This is a genomic window from Streptomyces sp. NPDC111656, from assembly GCF_055656965.1.
Genome location: NZ_JBVKCA010000002.1, coordinates 639072 through 658206 on the forward strand (window position 1 = coordinate 639072; position 19135 = coordinate 658206).

15 protein-coding genes and 1 riboswitch are annotated in these 19135 nt (G+C 71.7%); of the genes, 10 read left to right on the forward strand and 5 right to left on the reverse strand.

Annotation, left to right across the window (positions count from 1 at the left end; all coding sequences use genetic code 11):
- Positions 1-123 precede the first annotated feature (123 nt).
- Positions 124-1479: an SWIM zinc finger family protein gene (locus ACZ7M3_RS08440; protein WP_472061746.1), complete on the forward strand. Its 1356-nt coding sequence runs from the start codon at positions 124-126 to the stop codon at positions 1477-1479.
- 133 nt (positions 1480-1612) lie between these two features.
- Positions 1613-3244 carry a DUF5691 domain-containing protein gene (locus ACZ7M3_RS08445; RefSeq protein ID WP_472061748.1) on the forward strand — a complete coding sequence of 544 codons (1632 nt, stop codon included), beginning with the start codon at positions 1613-1615 and terminating at the stop codon, positions 3242-3244.
- Positions 3245-3345: 101 nt separating this feature from the next.
- Here ACZ7M3_RS08445 and ACZ7M3_RS08450 read toward each other — a convergent pair whose 3' ends face one another.
- Positions 3346-3762 carry a cobalamin B12-binding domain-containing protein gene (locus tag ACZ7M3_RS08450; protein WP_067366859.1) on the reverse strand — a complete coding sequence of 139 codons (417 nt, stop codon included), beginning with the start codon at positions 3760-3762 and terminating at the stop codon, positions 3346-3348.
- A 455-nt stretch (positions 3763-4217) separates the two neighbouring features.
- Between ACZ7M3_RS08450 and ACZ7M3_RS08455 the strand changes: the two genes are divergently transcribed.
- Positions 4218-5090, forward strand: coding sequence for an esterase/lipase family protein (locus ACZ7M3_RS08455; protein WP_355302748.1), 873 nt, complete (start codon positions 4218-4220; stop codon positions 5088-5090).
- 84 nt (positions 5091-5174) lie between these two features.
- Positions 5175-6842 carry a M23 family metallopeptidase gene (locus ACZ7M3_RS08460; protein WP_472061750.1) on the forward strand — a complete coding sequence of 556 codons (1668 nt, stop codon included), beginning with the start codon at positions 5175-5177 and terminating at the stop codon, positions 6840-6842.
- Between the two features lie 127 nt (positions 6843-6969).
- On the opposite strand, the gene pcrA is transcribed toward ACZ7M3_RS08460, so the two are convergent.
- Positions 6970-9522: a DNA helicase PcrA gene (gene pcrA, locus ACZ7M3_RS08465; protein WP_472061752.1), complete on the reverse strand. Its 2553-nt coding sequence runs from the start codon at positions 9520-9522 to the stop codon at positions 6970-6972.
- Positions 9523-9837: 315 nt separating this feature from the next.
- A riboswitch (cyclic di-AMP (ydaO/yuaA leader) is annotated at positions 9838-10010 on the forward strand.
- Positions 10011-10017: 7 nt separating this feature from the next.
- Here pcrA and ACZ7M3_RS08470 point away from each other — a divergent pair.
- Both ACZ7M3_RS08470 and ACZ7M3_RS08475 read left to right on the forward strand, forming a co-directional pair.
- Positions 10018-11223 (forward strand): C40 family peptidase, encoded by a 1206-nt coding sequence (locus ACZ7M3_RS08470; protein WP_472061754.1) that lies wholly within the window; start codon positions 10018-10020, stop codon positions 11221-11223.
- 93 nt (positions 11224-11316) lie between these two features.
- Positions 11317-12291 (forward strand): tellurite resistance/C4-dicarboxylate transporter family protein, encoded by a 975-nt coding sequence (locus tag ACZ7M3_RS08475; protein ID WP_472061756.1) that lies wholly within the window; start codon positions 11317-11319, stop codon positions 12289-12291.
- Positions 12292-12408: 117 nt separating this feature from the next.
- On the opposite strand, the gene ACZ7M3_RS08480 is transcribed toward ACZ7M3_RS08475, so the two are convergent.
- A complete protein-coding gene (locus ACZ7M3_RS08480; protein WP_382114982.1) occupies positions 12409-12762 on the reverse strand; it encodes a hypothetical protein in 354 nt (117 codons plus the stop codon).
- A 411-nt stretch (positions 12763-13173) separates the two neighbouring features.
- Here ACZ7M3_RS08480 and ACZ7M3_RS08485 point away from each other — a divergent pair, with 411 nt between their 5' ends.
- A complete protein-coding gene (locus tag ACZ7M3_RS08485; RefSeq protein WP_472061758.1) occupies positions 13174-14247 on the forward strand; it encodes a C40 family peptidase in 1074 nt (357 codons plus the stop codon).
- 137 nt (positions 14248-14384) lie between these two features.
- The gene (locus ACZ7M3_RS08490; RefSeq protein WP_472061760.1) at positions 14385-15017 is read left to right on the forward strand and encodes a hypothetical protein; all 633 of its coding nucleotides are present in this window, start codon (positions 14385-14387) and stop codon (positions 15015-15017) included.
- 22 nt (positions 15018-15039) lie between these two features.
- On the opposite strand, the gene ACZ7M3_RS08495 is transcribed toward ACZ7M3_RS08490, so the two are convergent.
- Both ACZ7M3_RS08495 and ACZ7M3_RS08500 read right to left on the reverse strand, forming a co-directional pair.
- Positions 15040-15897, reverse strand: coding sequence for a LuxR C-terminal-related transcriptional regulator (locus ACZ7M3_RS08495; RefSeq protein WP_472061762.1), 858 nt, complete (start codon positions 15895-15897; stop codon positions 15040-15042).
- Entirely contained in the window at positions 15894-17183 is a 1290-nt protein-coding gene (locus ACZ7M3_RS08500; RefSeq protein ID WP_225900432.1) for an ATP-binding protein, read from the reverse strand. Before ACZ7M3_RS08500 ends, ACZ7M3_RS08495 begins: the two co-directional genes overlap by 4 nt.
- Positions 17184-17361: 178 nt before the next feature.
- Between ACZ7M3_RS08500 and ACZ7M3_RS08505 the strand changes: the two genes are divergently transcribed.
- Together ACZ7M3_RS08505 and ACZ7M3_RS08510 are read left to right on the forward strand one after the other, a co-directional pair.
- Positions 17362-18828: a PspC domain-containing protein gene (locus tag ACZ7M3_RS08505; protein ID WP_472061764.1), complete on the forward strand. Its 1467-nt coding sequence runs from the start codon at positions 17362-17364 to the stop codon at positions 18826-18828.
- Positions 18815-19039, forward strand: a complete 225-nt coding sequence (locus tag ACZ7M3_RS08510) for a hypothetical protein (protein WP_095853042.1) — start codon at positions 18815-18817, stop codon at positions 19037-19039. Before ACZ7M3_RS08505 ends, ACZ7M3_RS08510 begins: the two co-directional genes overlap by 14 nt.
- The last annotated feature ends 96 nt before the right edge of the window (positions 19040-19135 follow it).

A 19135-nucleotide genomic window follows, 5' to 3' on the forward strand; every position in this document is an offset into this window, starting at 1 on the left:
CCCTCCAGCTCGGCCGGTTCGGATCTGGTTCCACCGTGCACCACGCCACTGACAATGCGCTCTGACCTGCGCAAATGCGCTCGCGAAGGTCGATTGTCAGTGGCGGGACCTACCTTCGATGACATGACTCAGCAGGGGGTGCGCTGGACGGCGGATCAGGTGCTGGCACTGGCGCCTGATGCCGCGTCACGTACGGCCGGCAGCAAGCTCGGCGCTGCCGGGCCGTGGTCGGAGGCAGGCAGTTCTGACGAGGGGACGGTATGGGGACTGTGCAGGGGAAGCGGCAGCAGGCCTTATCAGACGGTCATCGACATCGCGGACTCCACCGGGCCCGCGTACAAGTGCAGTTGCCCGAGCCGGAAGTTCCCGTGCAAGCACGCGCTGGGACTGCTGCTGCTCTGGGCGGGCGAGGAGGGTTCGGTGCCGCGGGGGCCGGCGCCGGACTGGGCGGAGCAGTGGATAGAGGGGAGACGAGAGCGAGCGGGGGAGAAGGGGACGACGGGCGGGGGATCTGGGACGGCGTCACCGGGCGATCCGGAGGCGGCGCGGCGCAGGGCGCAGCGGCGGGCCGAGCGGATCACCGCGGGGGCGGCGGAGCTGGAGCAGCGGTTGGCGGATCTGCTGCGGGGCGGTCTCGCGTCGGCCGAGCAGGCGGGGTACGGGATGTGGGAGGAGACGGCGGCCCGCATGGTCGACGCGCAGGCGCCCGGACTGGCCGCGCGGGTCAGGGAATTGGGGGCGATTCCCTCCTCCGGACCCGGCTGGCCGGTGCGGCTGCTGGAGGAGTGCGCGCTGCTCCATCTCCTCGACCAGGGCTGGCTGCGCCGTGAGCGGCTGCCGGACGACCTGGCCGCGACGGTTCGCTCGCGAGTGGGGCTGCCCGGTTCGGCGGACGGGCCACCGGTGCGGGACCGCTGGCAGGTCCTCGCCCAGTACGACACGGCGGACACCCGGCTCACGACTCGCAGGATCTGGCTCTACGGCGCGGAGACCGACCGCACCGCGCTGCTCCTCTCTTATGGGGCCGCCGGCCGTGCGCCGGAGCTGACCCTGCCGGTGGGGCTGGCCTTCGAGGCGGAGGTGTCCGCGTATCCGGGCGCCGGACAGCTCCGAGCGGCCCTGGGCGAGCGGTTCACGCCGCCCGCCCCCGCGCGGACACGTCCACCGGGGCTGACCGCCCCCCAGGCGGCGGCCCGCTTCGGCGAAGCCCTGCGGGCCGACCCCTGGCTCGACTCCCATCCGGTCACGCTGGCCCGGGTGATACCCACCCCCGACGGCGACACCTGGCAACTGGCGGACGCCGAGGGCGACTTCGCCCTCCCGATCGCCTCCTCCCTTCTCTCCCGACCCGGGCTGTGGAGCCTCGCCGCCCTCTCCGGCGGCGGCCCCGTCACCGTCTTCGGAGAGTGCGGCCACCGCGGCTTCACTCCCCTGACGGCCTGGCCGGAGGACGACGGGGAGCCGGTGTCCTTGTGCTGACCACCGGCACCGCCCACACCACTGGCACGAGCACCAGCACCAGCACCAGCACCAGCACCAGCACCAGCACCAGCACCAGCACCACTGTCACCGGTCAAGCCATCAGCACCGCCTCCCCACGGAAAGGACGCTCATGAACACGACCTCCGCCTCCGCGGGCGCGCCCGTCGGAGGTTCCTGGGAGGAGCTCGTCACGATGGCCCTGCTCGGGACCGAGCGGCGCCCGCCTCCGGTCTGGGCCGCCGGGCGCGAGGCGCCGGTGGCCCTGCTGGACGCGGCCGCCGTGGAAACCCTGCGGCGGCGGGCCGGGGTGCGGGCCGCACGGGCGGCCGCCCGTCCCGAGCCCGCCGCGCCCGACCCACGACCGGCCCTCCCGCCCGCCGCGGCCCACCGACTCACGACGCTGCTGGCGGACCGGCCCGGCACGGGAGGCGGCGGCCGCCGGGGCACGGCGCCCGACCTCATGGAGCTGCTGCCGCAGTGGCTCGCGCTGGCGAACGCGCGGGGTTTCGCGCCGCCCCCGGAAACGCTGCCCGCGCTCCTCGACGCCGCCCGGGGCCGTACGGACCTGCGGCCGGCGGCCCTGGCCTTCGCCGGGCCGCGCGCCCTGTGGCTCGCCCGGCTGAACCCGGACTGGCGTTTCGCCCTGCGGTCGCTGCCCGGCGGCGGCACCACGCTGCCCGGCCCGGAGGACCCCGAGCGCGCGCAACAGCTCTGGCAGGAGGGTCTCTTCGCCGAGCGGGTCGCACTGCTCACATCGATACGGGCCCAGGACCCCAGGGCCGCGCGCGAGCTGCTCGCCACCACCTGGGCGACCGAGCGGGCCGAGGACCGGCTGATGTTCCTCGACTCCTTGCGCTCCGGGCTGTGCGCGGCGGACGAACCGTTCCTGGAGCGGGCGCTCGCCGACCGGAGCCGCAACGTCCGGGCCACGGCGGCGGAGCTGCTGTCCGCGCTGCCCGCTTCGGCGCTCGCCGCGCGGATGGCGGCCCGGGCCGGCTCATGCGTGGCCGTCGACCGGACGCGGGGCACACCCTCGATCGTCGTCGAGGCGCCGCACGAGTGCGACGCGAGCATGGAGCGCGACGGTGTTGTACCGAAAGCTCCGGCGGGACGAGGGGAACGGTCGTGGTGGCTGGGCCAGTTGGTCGAAGCAGCGCCGCTCGGGACGTGGTCGCGACGGCTCGGCGGACGTACGCCGGAGGAGATCGTGGCGCTTCCGGTGGCGGACGACTGGCAGAGCGAGCTGCATGCCGCATGGTGCCGGGCGGCGGTACGGCAGCGGGACCCGGGCTGGTCCCGGGCTCTCCTCGGCGCGCCGTCGGCTCCGGAGGCCGGCGGGCCGGGGGCGGTGTCGCTGGCGGAGCGGTCGAAACTGCTCGCCACGTTGGGCTCCGCCGAGCGGGCCGAGTGGGTGGCGGGGTTCATCGCCACGCACGGTCTGTCCGAGGCGTTCCAGCTGCTCGGGGTCTGTGCGGTGCCGTGGGCGGGGCCCCTGGGACGGGCGGTGGTCGACGCGCTCAATATCGCGCGGGACGCGGGGAGTTATCCATGGAGCTTCAGTGGGGTGATGGGGCTGGCCGAGCGGTGCCTGGATCCGGCGGAGGCGGGGCGGCTGGAGGGACTCACGGCGGTCGCCGACGAGCCGGAGAACGCGGCACCCGGTGCCGGTGGCTACTGGGCGGAGGCCTTCCAGCGCCTCGTCACCACCCTGCGTCTGCGCGCGGTGATGTCCTCGGAGCTGGATGGCGCGGAACGACGCTGACAGGAACGCCCCTTGAGCGGCGCGGGGAACTGCGCGAGCAGCCCCCACCCACCCGCGGCCGCCCCACGGGCGACGGGGACCGCACCCCCGCCGGAGGGGTGCTACGCGCCGGCCGGCTGGCGTACGTTCGCCCGGACCCACTCCACGATCGACGCGGTCGTCGCGCCCGGCGTGAAGATCTCGGCGACGCCCTTCTCCTTGAGCGGCGCGATGTCCGCCTCGGGGATGATCCCGCCGCCGAAGACCTTGATGTCCTCCGCGTCGCGCTCCTTGAGGAGATCGATGACCGCGGCGAACAGTGTGTTGTGGGCGCCGGAGAGGATCGAGAGGCCGATCGCGTCGGCGTCCTCCTGGATCGCGGTGTCGACGATCTGCTCCGGGGTCTGGTGGAGCCCGGTGTAGATGACCTCCATACCGGCGTCGCGCAGCGCCCGCGCGATCACCTTGGCCCCGCGATCGTGGCCGTCGAGCCCCGGCTTGGCCACCACCACGCGGATCGGACCGGCTGCCACACCCATCACTGCCTCCATGAACGGACTTCATCGACCGCCCCGCACCGCACCGGCAGGGGAAGTGAACGAACGTTATCGTCAGATCCGTGCAAACCGCAGTTTCCCGCTGAAGACCGAGGGGGAAATCACACGGTGGGACACATTCGCCGCGCACCGCTCCGCGTTACTGCGGCACACGCGCCGCAGGGATCTGCGACGCGCGGGCCGTGGCCGGAGCCTGCGCAAGGAGAGCCGCCAGCAGGTGGCAGCACCGCCGTCGCATCACGGAGGCGCGACGGCGGTGCGGCGCACCGGCGGGAGCACGACGGCAGGGAATCCCGTCGCGTCACCGGCGCACCACACGCCATGGACGCACCGTCGGCAACCGCCCACGCCATCGCCACCGGCACCACCACCGCGGCTTTCCACGAGGGCACACGGGGGACAGAGCGGTCCCGCTGCGTGCCGACTGGAGGTCGGCCATGAAGGTCACCGGGGCTGAGTTGCCCTTTCTCCCTCTCCGTCAGCGCCTGCTGCCCAGCCGACTGACCGGGCTCTCGGTGGCCCTGTTGAAGGCGACGGCCCTGGAGATCGCCATCCTCGCCGGGCACCTCCTCCTCTATCCGTCCGGCATCACCCAGGAGCGCCGCGGCACCCCCGCGCTCCCCCCGCCCGACGCGCCCCGGCTGCCCACCGGGACCAAACCGCCGGTCGTGCTGCTGCACGGCTTCATCGACAACCGTTCGGTCTTCGTGCTGTTGCGCCGCAACCTCGCCCAGCACGGCAGGCAGCACATCGAGTCGCTCAACTACTCGCCGCTGACGAACGACATCCGCGCCGCCGCGGAGCTGCTCGGGCGGCACATAGAGGACATCTGCGAGCGCACCGGGCGCGACCAGGTGGACATAGTGGGGCACAGCCTCGGCGGACTGATAGCCCGCTACTACGTTCAGCGCCTCGGCGGGGACCTGCGCGTCCGCACCCTGGTCACGCTCGGCACGCCGCACGCGGGCACGAAGGTCATTCCGCTGATGAACGCGCACCCGATCGTCCGTCAGATGCGTCCGGGTTCCGAAGTGATCGAGGAGCTGCGCAAGCCCGCGCCCGACTGCCGTACGCAGTTCGTGAGCTTCTGGAGCGACCTCGACCATCTGATGGACCCGCTGGAGACCGCCTCCATCGACCACCCGGACCTGCTCGCACAGAGCGTCCAAGTGAGCGGAATCGGACATCTCGCCCTGCCGGTCCACCCCGCGGTCGCCGCCGGGATACGACAGGCACTCGACTTCGAGGAGACACAGGCCCGCCCCGCCGCCGCGCCCGCCGCCGAAACCGGGGGTCTGACAGTGGCGTAACGCCCCCACAGAACACCCTCAACATCGAACGACAATCGAACGCCAGGCCAAAGCCGTGCCCGCCCTCCCCCGAAACACGGCCGAATGCCCGTTTCCCGAGTGGAGGAAACCTGCGGAAGATTGTCGCGCCCGCGTACCGCCGGGTACAGTCGCCGCACTGCTCTGCCAGCCCCTGTTGTCGAGGCGAAAGAGAAGTTGGTGAACGACCGTCACCCGTCGGGGACCGTAACGCCCCCGGCTCCGGCCTCCGATGCCGCCGCGGCGCCCTATGCGTCGTACGGTGGCCAGGAAGCCCAGTACGGCGACTTCACCTCGTACGACGGCTACGCCACCACCGGTACCTACGCGACCGGAAGCTTCGAGACCACGGGTTTCGAGACCTCGACCTTCGCGGCCGACCCTCTCTTCGGCGACATGTCGGGCGGCGACGGCACGGGTTCGTACGACGCCACGCAGTGGAGCACCGGCAGCCATCAGACGCCGCACTACGACCCGTACGCCGCACAGCACCAGGCCGCGTACGACACGGGTGCCTACGACACGACCGCCTGGGCGAGCGGATACCAGCAGCTCGCCGACATCCCCGCGCAGCACCCGGGCCCCGAAGGCACCGGCCAGTGGGACGCGGCCGCCTGGATCCAGGCCGAACAGACCGGCCAGACCCAGCAGTGGACCGCGCACACCCAGGAGACGGGCGCGTACGACGCCACGCAGTGGAACACCGCGGGCGAACACGACCCGTACGACGGCTACGAGCAGCACCAGCAGGCCGAGTCGTACGAGCAGCAGCTCGCCGCCGAGGCCTACGAGCATCAGCCGGTGTCCGAGTCCGACGTGGACGACCGGCCCTTCGACCAGCAGGCGACCGCGACCTTCGAGCAGGTGTCGTACGAGGAATCCGGCGCCGCGGAGGACGAGTTCGAGGACGCCGGTGACGCGCAGGACGCGCCGCTGCTGGAGGACATGGAAGAGGTCATTCCGGCCCCCCGTGCCGCGAACCGGTCCGCGTCCCGTTCCCGGCGGCGCAGCCCGGCGAAGCGTTCCGCCTTGCTGACCGTCGCGGTGCCCTCGGCCTGTGTGATGGGGGTCGCGGGGATCGCCGCCGCCTCCGTGGGCACCATCGGCGGGAACGACAGCAAGGACAACACGACCCTCAGCGCGTCCGACGGGACCGCGGTGAAGCCGTCGGCCGCCAACAACAAACTGGACACCCAGCTCCAGAGCCTCTCCGCGGGCGCGGACGACTTCGCCGACCGGGCCAGCCGGACGCAGGAACGTATCGACCTCAAGGCTCAGCAGGCCGCCGAGAAGCAGAAGGCGGCGGCGGAAGCGGCCCGCAAGGAGCGGCTGCGGCCGAAGTTCGTGCTCCCGGTCACGCAGAAGGGCCTCAGCGCCTACTTCGGCCAGGCCGGCATCAACTGGATGTCCGTGCACACGGGCATCGACTTCCCGGTGTCGTACGGCACGCCGGTGATGGCCGCGACCGACGGCACCGTACGGACGCAGTGGAACAGCGCGTACGGGAACATGGCGATCGTCACCGCGATGGACGGCACGGAGACCTGGTACTGCCACCTCTCCAGCTACAAGGTGCCGTCGGGGACGGTCGTGAAGGCCGGAGACCAGATCGCGTTCTCGGGGAACTCCGGCAACTCGACCGGTCCGCACCTGCACTTCGAGGTCCGCCCCGCGGGCGGCTCGGCGATCGACCCGCTGCCGTGGCTGCGCAGTCACGGCCTGGACCCGACGTGACCCACCGGGCCTGAGGCCCGCCGCAACCCACGAAGCCTCGGGCCCGACGTAACCCACCGGCCCCTCGCCCGGCGACGTGACCGAACACGCCGTCGCCGGGTTCCGAGCTGCCGCCCCGTCGAACGAACTACAGCTTCTCCACCGGTGCGTACCGCAGCAGCAACCGCTTCGGCTTCGCCTCGCCGAAGTCGACCGTCGCCTCCGCGTTCGCACCCGTCCCCTTCACACCGACCACGGTGCCCAGGCCGAACTGGTCGTGAGTGACCCGGTCACCGACCGCGAGCGAGACCACCGGCTTCTCGGAGACCCCGCGGCGCGTCGCGAAGCCGGAGGCGCCGGACGCCGTGGACCGCGAGCGCGAGGACGACAGCGAGGAGGACAGCGACGCGGCCACACCGGAGACGGGCCCCGAGGGCATGGGAGCGGTCGCGCCGGTGCGCTTCCACTCCAGGTGCGTCTCCGGGATCTCCTCCAGGAAGCGGGACGGCGGGTTGTACGAGGGCTGGCCCCAGGCACTGCGCATGGACGAACGGGTGAGGTACAACCGCTCCCGCGCGCGCGTGATGCCGACGTACGCGAGGCGCCGCTCCTCCTCCAGCTCCTTGACCTGTCCCAGCGCGCGCATGTGCGGGAAGACGCCGTCCTCCATGCCGGTGAGGAAGACGACCGGGAACTCCAGGCCCTTGGCGGTGTGGAGGGTCATCAGCGTGATGACGCCGTTGCCGTCCTCCTCGTCCGGGATCTGGTCGGAGTCGGCGACGAGCGCGACACGCTCCAGGAACGCGGAGAGCCCACCGGACGCCGCACCAGCAACCGCCGCACCCGCAGCCGTGCCCGCCCCCGTGCCTTCGCCCTCGCCCTCGCCGGTCTCCTGCTCGAACTCCAGGGCCACGGCGGCGAGCTCCTGAAGGTTCTCGATCCGGGTCTCGTCCTGCGGGTCGGTCGAGGCCTGCAGCTCGGCGAGATAGCCGGTGCGCTCGAGGACCGCCTCCAGGACGGTCGCCGGGCCCGCGCCGGATTCGACGATCGTACGGAGGTCCTCCATGAGCGTGTTGAACCGCTTCACGGCGTTCGTCGACCGCGCCGCCATCCCGTACGCCTCGTCGACGCGGCGCAGCGCCTGCGGGAAGCTGATCTTCTCGCGCTGCGAGAGCGCGTCGATCATGGCCTCGGCGCGCTCGCCGATGCCGCGCTTGGGAACGTTCAGAATGCGGCGCAGCGGGACCGAGTCCTCGGGGTTGGCCAGGACCCTGAGGTACGCGAGGACGTCCCGGACCTCCTTGCGCTCGTAGAAGCGGACGCCGCCGACGACCTTGTAGGGCAGGCCGACGCGGATGAAGATCTCTTCGAAGACACGGGACTGTGCGTTCGTCCGGTAGAAGACGGCGACGTCACCCGCCCTCGCCTCGCCCGCGTCGGTGAGACGGTCTATCTCCTCGGCGACGAACTGGGCCTCGTCGTGCTCGGTGTCGGCGACATAGCCGGTGATGTTCGAACCGGCGCCCGCGTTGGTCCACAGGTTCTTGGGACGGCGGGACTCGTTGCGCTCGATGACCGCGTTCGCGGCGGTCAGGATCGTCTGGGTGGAGCGGTAGTTCTGCTCCAGCAGGATCGTCGTCGCGTCCGGGTAGTCCTCCTCGAACTGGAGGATGTTGCGGATGGTCGCCCCGCGGAAGGCGTAGATCGACTGGTCGGCGTCGCCCACGACGCACAGCTCGGCGGGCCCGAGCTCGCCCTCGGTGGGCGGCGCGTCCTCGGGCCGGTCACCGGCGGCCGGGCCGACGAGCTCCCTGACCAGGGCGTACTGCGCGTGGTTCGTGTCCTGGTACTCGTCGACCAGGACGTGGCGGAAGCGGCGCCGGTAGTGCTCGGCGACGTCCGGGAAGGCGCGCAGCAGGTTGACCGTGGTCATGATCAGGTCGTCGAAGTCGAGCGCGTTGGCCTCGCGCAGCCGCGACTGGTACATCGCGTAGGCCTGGGCGAGGGTCTTCTCGAAACCGTCGGCGGCCTGGGCGGCGAAGTCCTCCTCGTCGATCAGCTCGTTCTTCAGGTTCGAGATCTTGGCGCTGAAGGACTTGGGCGGGAAGCGCTTGGGATCGAGATCCAGATCACGACAGACGAGCGCCATCAGGCGCTTGCTGTCGGCGGCGTCGTAGATCGAGAACGAGGAGGTGAAGCCGAGCTTCTTGCTCTCGCGGCGCAGGATCCGCACACACGCGCTGTGGAAGGTCATCACCCACATCGCGTTCGCGCGCGGGCCGACGAGCTGCTCGACGCGCTCCTTCATCTCGCCCGCAGCCTTGTTCGTGAAGGTGATCGCGAGGATCTGGCCGGGGTGGACATGGCGCTCGCCCAGCAGATGGGCGATGCGGTGGGTGAGCACCCGGGTCTTGCCGGAGCCCGCGCCGGCCACGATGAGCAGCGGGGAGCCGGAGTGCACCACGGCCGCGCGCTGGTTCTCGTTCAGCCCGTCCAGCAGGGCCGCCGGGTCCACGGCGGGGCGGGGCGCGCCGTCGCGGTAGTAGGCGTCCCGGCTCGCGGGCGCGTCGAAGCGGCCGCCGAACAGGTCGTCCGGAAGCGGCTCCGGCGCCCCGTCCTCGGGAGGCGGCGGGGGCTCTTCCTCGTGGGCCCCGGAAGGCTGGAGGTCCGCCAGAAAGCTGTCATCAAAGAGGCTGCTCATCGCTCTCCGAGTCTAGGCGGCCCCACTGACAACCCGCGGCCACCCTGGAAACCCGACCGGTTTTTCCGCGAGCGCGCATGATCCCTGTCCGTGACCGCGCACGATCTCTTTCCGACTCTCTCTCCACCGTGGACGCCGTCACCGTTCAGGATCGTTTCATTACGGTCAGCCACAGTCGGTCCCGATCAATGGCCTTCAGGATCAAGGTCACGAAAATGTATCGGGCATATCGCACATCAAACTTCACAGAACACTTATGAGTTGGCTAGCGTGCCGGGCAGGCCGCTCGACCCAACCGGCGAACACCGCCGGGCCGTGCGGCCTCCGCCGAGTCCGGTGCGCCCGCGTGGCAGCCGGAGCCGGGGACCCAACCGAACTTGGGGTGAATCGGTCCAACCGCCCAGTGGGGCAGGGACCGTAGGGCAAACCTTCCGGAAGCACCCGCCCGAACCCGACAGCTAACTCGGTAGGCGGATGACGGAAGGAGTCGCCACCTTGGCGTCGCATCGCAAGTGGAGTCCTACGGGTACGCGCATAGCGGGTATACGGACTCCCGCCCTCGCCACGGCGGCCCTCACCTCCGTGGCCCTGCTCTCCCAGACGGCGAACGCCGCGCCCTCGGCCGACTCCAAGCCGAGCATCGAAGAGGTGGAGAAGAAGGTCGACGACCTTTACCACCAGGCCGAGGCGGCGACCGAGAAGTACAACGCGACCAGGGAGAAGACCGCGCAGCAGCGCAAGCGCGTCGACTCCCTCCTCGACGACGTGGCCCAGCGCACCGAGAAGCTCAACACCGCGCGCGAGGAGCTGGGTTCGTTCGCCGCGGCGCAGTACCGCACCGGCGCCGCCGCCCCCGACACCGCGAGCCTCCTGCTGGCCGACAATCCGCAGGACTACTTCGATCAGACCCAGCTGATGAACCGTCTGACCACCCGCCAGAAGGCGGCCGTCGACGACTACGTCACCGAGCAGGCCGCCACCACCAAGAAGCGCGCGGAGGCCTCCGAGAGCCTGCAGACGCTCACCACGGCGCAGAGCGCGCTGAAGACGTCCAAGGCCGACGTGCAGCGCAAGCTCGCCGCGGCGCGCGACCTGCTCTCGAAACTGACCGCCGAGGAGAAGGCGCGGCTCGCGGCGATCGAGAAGAAGAAGCAAGAAGCGGCCGACCGCAAGGCGGCGGAGCTGGCCCAGCAGCAGGCCGCGGCGGAGAAGAAGGCCCAGGAGGCGGCCGCCCAGCAGCAGACGGGTTCCGGCACCTCCGGGACCTCCGGCACCTCCGGCGCCTCCGGGACCACTGGCTCCGCCGGCACCTCCGGGAGTTCGGCCACCGACTCCTCGTACACCGCCAAGGCCGACAAGGCCCTCGCCTTCGCCCGCACCCAGATCGGCAAGCCGTACGTCTGGGGCGCGACCGGGCCCGGCTCCTACGACTGCTCCGGCCTCACCCAGGCCTCCTGGAAGGCCGCCGGCGTCGAGCTCCCGCGTACCACCTGGGACCAGGTCAACGTGGGCACGACGGTCCCGCTCTCCGACATCAAGCCCGGTGACCTCGTCTTCTTCTACGACGACATCAGCCACGTCGGCCTCTACGTCGGCAACGGCATGATGATCCACGCCCCCAAGCCAGGCGCGTACGTCCGCGAGGAGTCGATCTTCTACGGCGGCGAGTCGATCATCCACAGCGTGGTGCGTCCGGCCTAATGCCTCGGCGCCCGGCACGCGCGTGGGGCTCATCGAGCTCCACGCGCGCGTGGCCCGCCGCCAACCCGCTCGAAGGTCCTTAGCATCGGGCCCATGTCAGCCATCTCCCCGCCCGGCACCCGGTGGACCGGCCTGCGCAGCTGGTGGGCGCAGAGTCCGCCGGGCGCCGGAGCCGCGATCCTGGCCACCGGCATCATCTCGATCGGGCTGGAGCAGACCGGCTACGAGATCCTGTCCCGGATCGCGCTGGCCCTGGCGGCCGTCGGCTGGCTCGGGCTCGCCGCGGCCTTCGTCGTACGGCTGCTGCGGGAGCGGGAGCGGTGGCTGACGGAGGCCGGTACACCGAGCGCGCTCACCGCGGTCGCGGCGACCACCGTGCTCGGCACGCGGCTGGTCACACTGGGGTGGGAGGTGCCGGCCGAGGCCCTGCTCGCCCTGGCGGCGGCGCTCTGGCCGGGGCTGCTCCTCCTGGTCGTACGGCAATGGCGGCCCCGTATGCCCGGAGCGGTGTTCCTCGGCTGTGTGGCCACGCAGGGGCTCGCGGTGCTGGGCGCGACGCTCGCCCCCGCGACGCACACGGACTGGCTCGCGCACACCGCGCTCGTGCTGTTCTGGCTGGGGCTCGTGCTCTACGCGGCGGCGCTGTTCTACTTCGACTACCGCGAGGTCGCCACGGGCGCCGGGGACCAGTGGGTCGCGGGCGGCGCGCTCGCCATCTCGGCGCTGGCGGGGTCGAAGCTGATCCTCGCGTACCAGGCGAACATCCACCTGTGGAACAACGACGACAACGGCGTGCTGCGCTGGGTGACCGAGGCGCTGCTCGTGCTCGTCCTCGGTTCGTACTGCGTGCTGGCCGTGGCGGAGGCCCTGTGGCCCCGGCCGCGCTACGACGTGCTGCGCTGGGCGACCGTGTTCCCGCTGGGGATGACGGCGGTGGCGGCGCTGTCGATCGCGGCCGCCATCGGCGTCGGTCGGCTCAAGGGGCTCGGGCAGGTGCTGCTGTGGATCTCGGTCGCGGCGTGGCTGGCGGTGGTGGCCGTAGCGGTCAGACGTCCACAGGAGCCGTAGCGGTCGGGGGTCCGCAGGAGCCGTAGCGGTCAGGGGTCCGCAGGAGCCGTAGCGGTCGGGCATCTGTAGCGCTGCCCGGAAGCGCCGTAGCCGTCCGTGGGGGCCTTCGGGGGGCCGTCAGGTCCAGAGCACCGCGATGAAGATGTTCGCGGTCGTGAGCAGCCCTACGAGCCCGAACAGGCCCTTGTCCACCTTCTCGTCGTCCCGCTTCACATAGACGAGTCCGAGGATCACGATCAGCAGGGCGAGCTTCACGCCGATCTTGATGGTGTTGACCGAGTGGTCGTCGGCCTGGTTGAGGCCGACGAGGACGACGCCCGTGACCAGCATGGTCAGCGCGCCGTGCAGCATGGCGGGGACGAACCGGGCGGTGCCCTGGCCCATCGCCTTCATCTGGGTGAGGAAACCGCCGAGGAGCGAGGCGATGCCGATGATGTGCAGGCCGACGAAGAGATGGATGAGTACGTCCATGGAGCCGGAGCCTAATCGGCGGCCCTGATCCCTCTTGTCACCGGCCCACCCCCTGTGGACCCGTACCACCTGGGAACCACCGATTGCCCAGGAACCGCCCCTTCGGTCATCACACCGCGTGAAGTCGACTGCGCCGGGCCGGGATCACGGTCAGATACGGTCGCCCCGCGATCCAGTGGCGCCACTTCCGTACTTGACGTCACCGGGACATCACTCTCAGGTTTAGCGTCCTCCACCAGGTGCCCGGCTCCCCACCGCCGCCCGGGCCAGGGGCGGCAGCCGGACACCACCGCCGAGAAAGGTCCGGCGGCGGCTCGCTCCCCCTGTGTGGGCCGCCGCCGGACGTGTCCCCGCTGACCGCGCTCGTCCCCGGCGGTCGTAGGCAAGTCCCCGGGAAGGATGTGGGCCCTCGTGGCAGCGCACCGAAAGCCCAGACAGCGCTCGCTCGGTGGAAACACGGCCCGCACAGCCGCGACCATCGCCCTCGCGGGCGCGGCCACGGCGACGGGCTTCGACGGGACGGGGCACGCGGACCCGCAGCTGTCGCCGGCACAGGTGAAGGCCAAGGTGGACAAGTTGTACGAGGAGGCGGAGGTCGCCACCCAGAAGTACGACGGCGCGAAGGACAAGGCCGACAAGGCCGAGCAGCGGCTGAACGCGCTGCGCGACGAGGCCGCGCGCAAGGAGGACCGGCTCAACACGGCGCGGGACGCGCTGGGTTCGATCGCCGCCGCGCAGTACCGCAGCGGAGGCCTGGACCCCGCGCTGCAACTCGCGCTCTCCGACGACCCCGACCGGTATCTGGAAGGGGCCGCGTTCGCCGAGCGGGCCGGCAGCCGGCAGGCGGAGGCCGTGGCCCGGGTGCGCAAGCAGCTGCGGGAGATCGAGCAGCTGCGCGGGGCCGCGCATGTCGAGCTGGCCTCGCTCAAGTCGCGCCAGGCGGAGCTGAAACGGGCGAAGAAGACGATCACCGGGAAGCTGGACACGGCGCGGCAGCTGCTGTCACGGCTCACCGACGAGCAGCGCGCGCAGCTCGGGGACCTGGGAGCGGCCGGAGGCGCCGGGCAGCGCGCCTCGCGCTCCGCCGCGCGGGACCTCGGCCCGATGCCGTCGCCCGGCTCCGTCGCGGCACCCAACTCGCGTGCGGCGGAGGCCATCGCGTACGCCTACGGGAAGCTCGGCAGCCCCTACGTCTGGGGCGCCACCGGGCCCGACGCCTTCGACTGCTCGGGCCTGGCCCAGGCCGCGTACCGCGCCGCGGGCATCTCGCTGCCGCGCACGACGTACGCGCAGATCAACGCGGGGAGCCGGGTCTCGCGGTCCGAACTCCGCCCCGGCGACCTGGTGTTCTTCTACTCGGGAATCAGCCATGTGGGCATCTACGTGGGAAACGGCCAGATGATCCACGCCCCGAACCCGTCGGCGCCCGTGCGGCTGGCGCCGGTCGACGAGATGCCGTTCGCGGGAGCCACCCGAGTGGCGTGAAAGACGCGGGGGCGACCGCGGTGTGGTGCGGACGGAGAAGTGGATCACGGTAGCGTCGGCGCGGACTCTGTTTCCGTCGTCATCGCTCCGTCGTCCTGTCGTCGCTCCGTCGTCGCTCCGTCGTCCGAGAGGTTCTGATGCCCGGCTCCCTGCTGCCGCCTCCGCCGCCGCCCGCGCACATCAGGACCTGGCCGGACCGCGCCGCGTTGCTGGCCGACCGGGGGCGGGCGCTGGAGGAGCTGCGCAGGCGCAGCCTCGGGGTGCACCGGGTGCTGCTGCTCTGGCTGCTGGCGCTCGCGGCGATCGTCGGCTGGGCGCTGCTGGTACTGCCGCTGCGACAACTCGAGCAGCGCGACCCCACCGGTTTCGTCCTGGGCCCGCTCTTCGCCCTGCTGGGCCTGGCCGCGCTCGCCCCGACCGTCGTCGCCGTCGCCCTCTCCGTCCGCCGGGACCATCACATACACCGACTGCTCGACGCCTGGTCCCAGTTGGACCGGCACCCCGCGACCGACTCCCGGCTGCGCTCCCCCGGCCTCAGCCTCTTCTGGCTGCTCTCCTCGCTCGGCGTCTGCGCGATCGGTGCCTGGACGTCCTTCACGGCGGCCGCGCGGGCCGAGCCCGGCCACCCCCTGTACAGCGATGTCGTCCAGGGCATGGGCATCGGCCTGATCCTGTGGCTGACCGGCCTCATCGGCATCGTGAAGGCCGTCCGTCACTACCGCTGGGCGCTACGGATACTGGGCCCTGCGCCCGACGCGGACCACCCGTAGGCAACCCTCTCGACGCGATCGGCTAGACCAGCCGACGCGCGGTGGCCCACCTGGTCAGCTCGTGCCGGTTCGACAGCTGGAGCTTCCTGAGGACCGCCGAGACGTGCGACTCGACCGTCTTCACCGAGATGAACAGCTGCTTGGCGATCTCCTTGTAGGCGTAGCCGCGGGCGATGAGACGCAGGACCTCGCGCTCGCGCTGGGTGAGACGGTCGAGGTCCTCGTCGACGGGCGGGGCGTCGGTGGAGGCGAACGCGTCCAGGACGAATCCGGCCAGGCGGGGCGAGAAGACCGCGTCGCCTTCCTGGACGCGGAAGACGGAGTTCACCAGGTCCGTGCCGGTGATGGTCTTGGTGACGTACCCACGGGCGCCGCCGCGGATCACTCCGATGACGTCCTCCGCGGCGTCCGACACGGAGAGCGCGAGGAAACGGACCGGCTGCCGGGCGTCGGCCATCAACGGGGCGCAGCGGCGCAGCACTTCGACACCGCCGCCGCCCGGCAGATGGACGTCGAGCAGGACGACCTCGGGCCGGGTGGCCGTGATGACCGTGACCGCCTGGTCGACGTCCGCGGCCTCGCCGACGACCTCGACGCCGGTCCGCTCGGTCTCTCCGATCTCGGCCTGTACTCCCGTACGGAACATGCGGTGGTCGTCGACGAGCACGACCCGCACACGGCGTCCGGCCTCGGCAGCAGTCGTCCGGGGGCCGACGGCGGTCGAGCCCGTGGGCGCGCCCGCACCGGCGACGGACTCGGCGGCCGACCCGGTGGCCGATCCGGTCGCGGCCCCGGCCCCCGGCCCGGCCGTATCCACGGCGGCATCCTCCGGCCCGTTCGATGCCGGGGTCTGCCCGGTCGGTCCGTTCACGTCGCTCATGACGTCTTCTCCGCCCTTTCCATCTCCAGCTCGACCTCCGTGCCGCCGTCCGGCACCGCGCGCAGTCGCGCCGTGCCGCCGTTGCGCTCCATGCGGCCGATGATCGATTCTCTGACGCCCATGCGGTCGGCGGGTATCCCGTCGAGGTCGAAGCCGGGACCGCGGTCGCGGACGGACACGAAGACCGTCCTGCCCTCGACTTCGGCGTAGACCTGTACGGCGCCGCCCTCGCCACCGTACTTGGCGGCGTTCACCATTGCTTCCCGCGCGGCCTGCATCTGTGCGGTCAGGCCCTCGTCGAGCGGGCAGTCGCCCACGACGACGACCTCGATGGGGACGCCGTGCTTGTCCTCGACCTCGGCCGCGTTGCGACGGACCGCCTCGGCCAGGGTCGTCGGCTCGTCGGCCTCGTCCTTGCCGGTGCCCTCCGGTTTGTAGAGCCAGGCGCGCAGGTCGCGCTCCTGCGCGCGGGCGAGCCGTCGCACCTCGTTCGCGTTCTCCGCGTTGCGCTGGATCAAGGTCAGGGTGTGCAGCACCGAGTCGTGGACGTGGGCGGCGACCTCGGCCCGCTCCTGGGCGCGGATGCGCATCAGGCGCTCCTCGGAGAGGTCCTGGGTCATGCGCACGAGATAGGGGCCGGCGAGGAGCGCCGTGCCGACCAGGACCGCGAGTGCCGCCTGGAGGACCGACCCGAGGTGGGCCGCCGAGCCCTGGAGCACGAATATTCCGGAGACGCCCGCGGTGACGAGCAGGACACCGGCCGCGGAGCGCAGCAGCGTGAGCGTACGACGACGACGGCCGACCTCGACCCAGCGGGCGCGCCGCGCGTTGTCCGCCTGGCGCCAGACCAGGGCGACGCCCGCACCGACGAGAACGGTCGGCCAGAGATAGGCCCTTGCGCCACCGCCGAGATTCACATTGCCGACGAAGACCATGGCCACGACGACCATGAGGAGCAGGGCGACCATCTGGCCCCGGTCCGGCTTGCGGGCCACGAGTCTGCGGCGGCCGTCGGGGGCGGTCTCGGTGGTGAAGGCCGGGGTGCGCCCGGAGTCGACGCCGCCGACGCCGAGCGGCACGAAGAACCAGAACGCGGCATAGAGCAGCGCCCCGAGACCGTCCGCCATGAACAGGCCGACGAACACCAGCCGCACCCAGATCACGGGCAGCCCGAGATGCCCTGCGAGCCCTCGCGCCACGCCCCCGAGCCAGCGTCCGTCGCTGCTGCGGTAGAGCTTGCGCGGGGGCCGCGGGTCGTCGAGGGGCACTGCTGCGGCTTCCGGCATGCCATCGATGTTCACACGGGCGGAGGACAGGAGCATCAGGGTCGACCCCGGATACTCCCCTGATCTTCGAGAGACCGGTGCTCGAACGGTTCCCTCCGCCCCCGTCAGGGCCGATATCAGGGTTCGGCCAGGGTCGTCCCGACTGCCGCCGGGCCTTCCCGCCCGTCACCATGGACACATGACAGATCAGCAGCACGCGGCAGCGGAGCCGGATCCCGGCCCCGGCCCGGGCGCCCCACCGTCGGGCGCCGGGCCGCGGGACGCCGTGCCGCGCTCCGCGGGCACCGCCACGGGCGCCGGAGGAGCCGCGGAGGGTGCGGGAGTACCGGGCGCGACAGGTGAGGAACCGCGCGCGCACGGGGAGCCGCCCGCGCCCGAGGGCCCGCGCAGGTTCCGGCGCGACCGGCGGCAGAAGATGCTGGGCGGTGTGTGCGCCGGGCTGGGGCGGCAGTGCGACATGGACCCGGTGATCTTCCGGATCGTGCTCGCCGTGCTCTCCGCCACGGGCGGCATCGGTCTCATCTTCTACGGCTTCGTCTGGCTGTTCGTTCCCTACGACGACGAGGAGGAGAACGAGGTTCGCAAACTCCTCACCGGCCGCGTCGACGGCCACGCGCTGGCGGCCGTGCTCTTCGCGCTGGTCGGCTGCGGGGTGTTCCTGTCGATGTTGAGCAACGGCAGCGTGCTGACGTTCGCCGTCGTCCTGTCCCTGCTTCTCGCGGGCGCGGGGTACTGGTCGCAGCAGCGCGGCGCCCCCGACCCCGACCCGCTCGCCGCCCAGGCGGTGGCGGACGCCCCTCCGGAGGCGCAGGCCCCGCCCGTCCCCGTCTCCTACCCCTCCTGGTGGCGCGACCCGATCGTCAAGGACGGCTCGCACGTGGGTGGCACCGGCTATCTGTGGGGCCCGCCGGACGCCCGGGACCGGGATGTCGCGGCGGCGCTCAACATCGCCCGCGGCACGCCCCGCCCGGACATACGGGACCTCCGCGCGGCCCGTGAGCCACAGCCGCGCGGCCCGCGCTGGATCGGCGGCTGGGTCTTCCTGCTCGCGCTGGTCGCGGGCGGCCTCGGCACGGGCCTGACGTGGGACGACCATCCGCTCGCCACCAGCCTGCAGACCGGTCTGTCCTGCGCGCTCGTCGTGTTCGGACTGGGCATCGCACTCAGCGCGTTCGTGGGGCGTACGGGCGCGGGGTCGATCTTCCTCGCAGTGATCACGGCGGCGCTGCTGGCCGGCTCCGTGGCCATGCCGAAGGACATCAGTACCCACTGGATGCGGGTCGAGTGGTCTCCCGGGACCGCTGCCGCGGTGCCGGAGCGTTTCGACCTCGGCACGGGTGTGGGCACCCTCGATCTCACCCATCTCGGCCTCACCGAGGGCCAGACGGTGACGACGACCGCGCAGGTGGGCGCGGGCCAGTTGAAGGTGATCGTCCCCAAGGACGCGACCGTGAAGCTGAACATCGACGTGGGCGTCGGGGACATCCAGCTGCCGGGCGACGGCAAGAAGGACGTGGACGTGGAACCGGGCAAGCACAAGCAGGTGACCCTGCCGGCCCCGACCGGCGGCAAGAACGGCGGCACGCTCGACCTGGACCTCCAGGTCGGCGTGGGACAGGCGGAGGTGATCCGTGCCACGTCATGAGTTCCAGCCGGGAAAGCTGGTCGCCGGCCTCTTCCTCACCGCCGGGGGCCTCACCTACGCGGGCGACGCGGGCGGTTGGTGGGACACACCCTGGTTCGCGATCATCCCCGTCGTCACGGGTGGGCTCTGCCTGGCGGGCGCGGTGGCGTTCCTGACCCATGGCATACGTCGGCGACGGTTGCGGCGACGGGGGGCGGGGGTGTCCGGGTAGCGGGGGCGTGAACGGAGCGCTGGTAGGTGCAGGGCGATCTCCTGCTCCCCGCACCTACCAGCCTGCGATGCCGTGCTGTCCACCCTGCGATGCCGT

Coding starts and splice junctions, on each gene's coding strand:
- ACZ7M3_RS08480 (WP_382114982.1), bottom strand. CDS start 12,762: ATGGACGTACTCATCCATCTCTTCGTCGGCCTGCACATCATCGGCATC.
- ACZ7M3_RS08445 (WP_472061748.1), top strand. CDS start 1,613: ATGAACACGACCTCCGCCTCCGCGGGCGCGCCCGTCGGAGGTTCCTGG.
- ACZ7M3_RS08440 (WP_472061746.1), top strand. CDS start 124: ATGACTCAGCAGGGGGTGCGCTGGACGGCGGATCAGGTGCTGGCACTG.
- ACZ7M3_RS08475 (WP_472061756.1), top strand. CDS start 11,317: ATGTCAGCCATCTCCCCGCCCGGCACCCGGTGGACCGGCCTGCGCAGC.
- ACZ7M3_RS08490 (WP_472061760.1), top strand. CDS start 14,385: ATGCCCGGCTCCCTGCTGCCGCCTCCGCCGCCGCCCGCGCACATCAGG.
- ACZ7M3_RS08500 (WP_225900432.1), bottom strand. CDS start 17,183: ATGCCGGAAGCCGCAGCAGTGCCCCTCGACGACCCGCGGCCCCCGCGC.
- ACZ7M3_RS08450 (WP_067366859.1), bottom strand. CDS start 3,762: ATGGGTGTGGCAGCCGGTCCGATCCGCGTGGTGGTGGCCAAGCCGGGG.
- ACZ7M3_RS08460 (WP_472061750.1), top strand. CDS start 5,175: ATGCCCGTTTCCCGAGTGGAGGAAACCTGCGGAAGATTGTCGCGCCCG.
- ACZ7M3_RS08455 (WP_355302748.1), top strand. CDS start 4,218: ATGAAGGTCACCGGGGCTGAGTTGCCCTTTCTCCCTCTCCGTCAGCGC.
- ACZ7M3_RS08505 (WP_472061764.1), top strand. CDS start 17,362: ATGACAGATCAGCAGCACGCGGCAGCGGAGCCGGATCCCGGCCCCGGC.
- pcrA (WP_472061752.1), bottom strand. CDS start 9,522: ATGAGCAGCCTCTTTGATGACAGCTTTCTGGCGGACCTCCAGCCTTCC.
- ACZ7M3_RS08495 (WP_472061762.1), bottom strand. CDS start 15,897: ATGAGCGACGTGAACGGACCGACCGGGCAGACCCCGGCATCGAACGGG.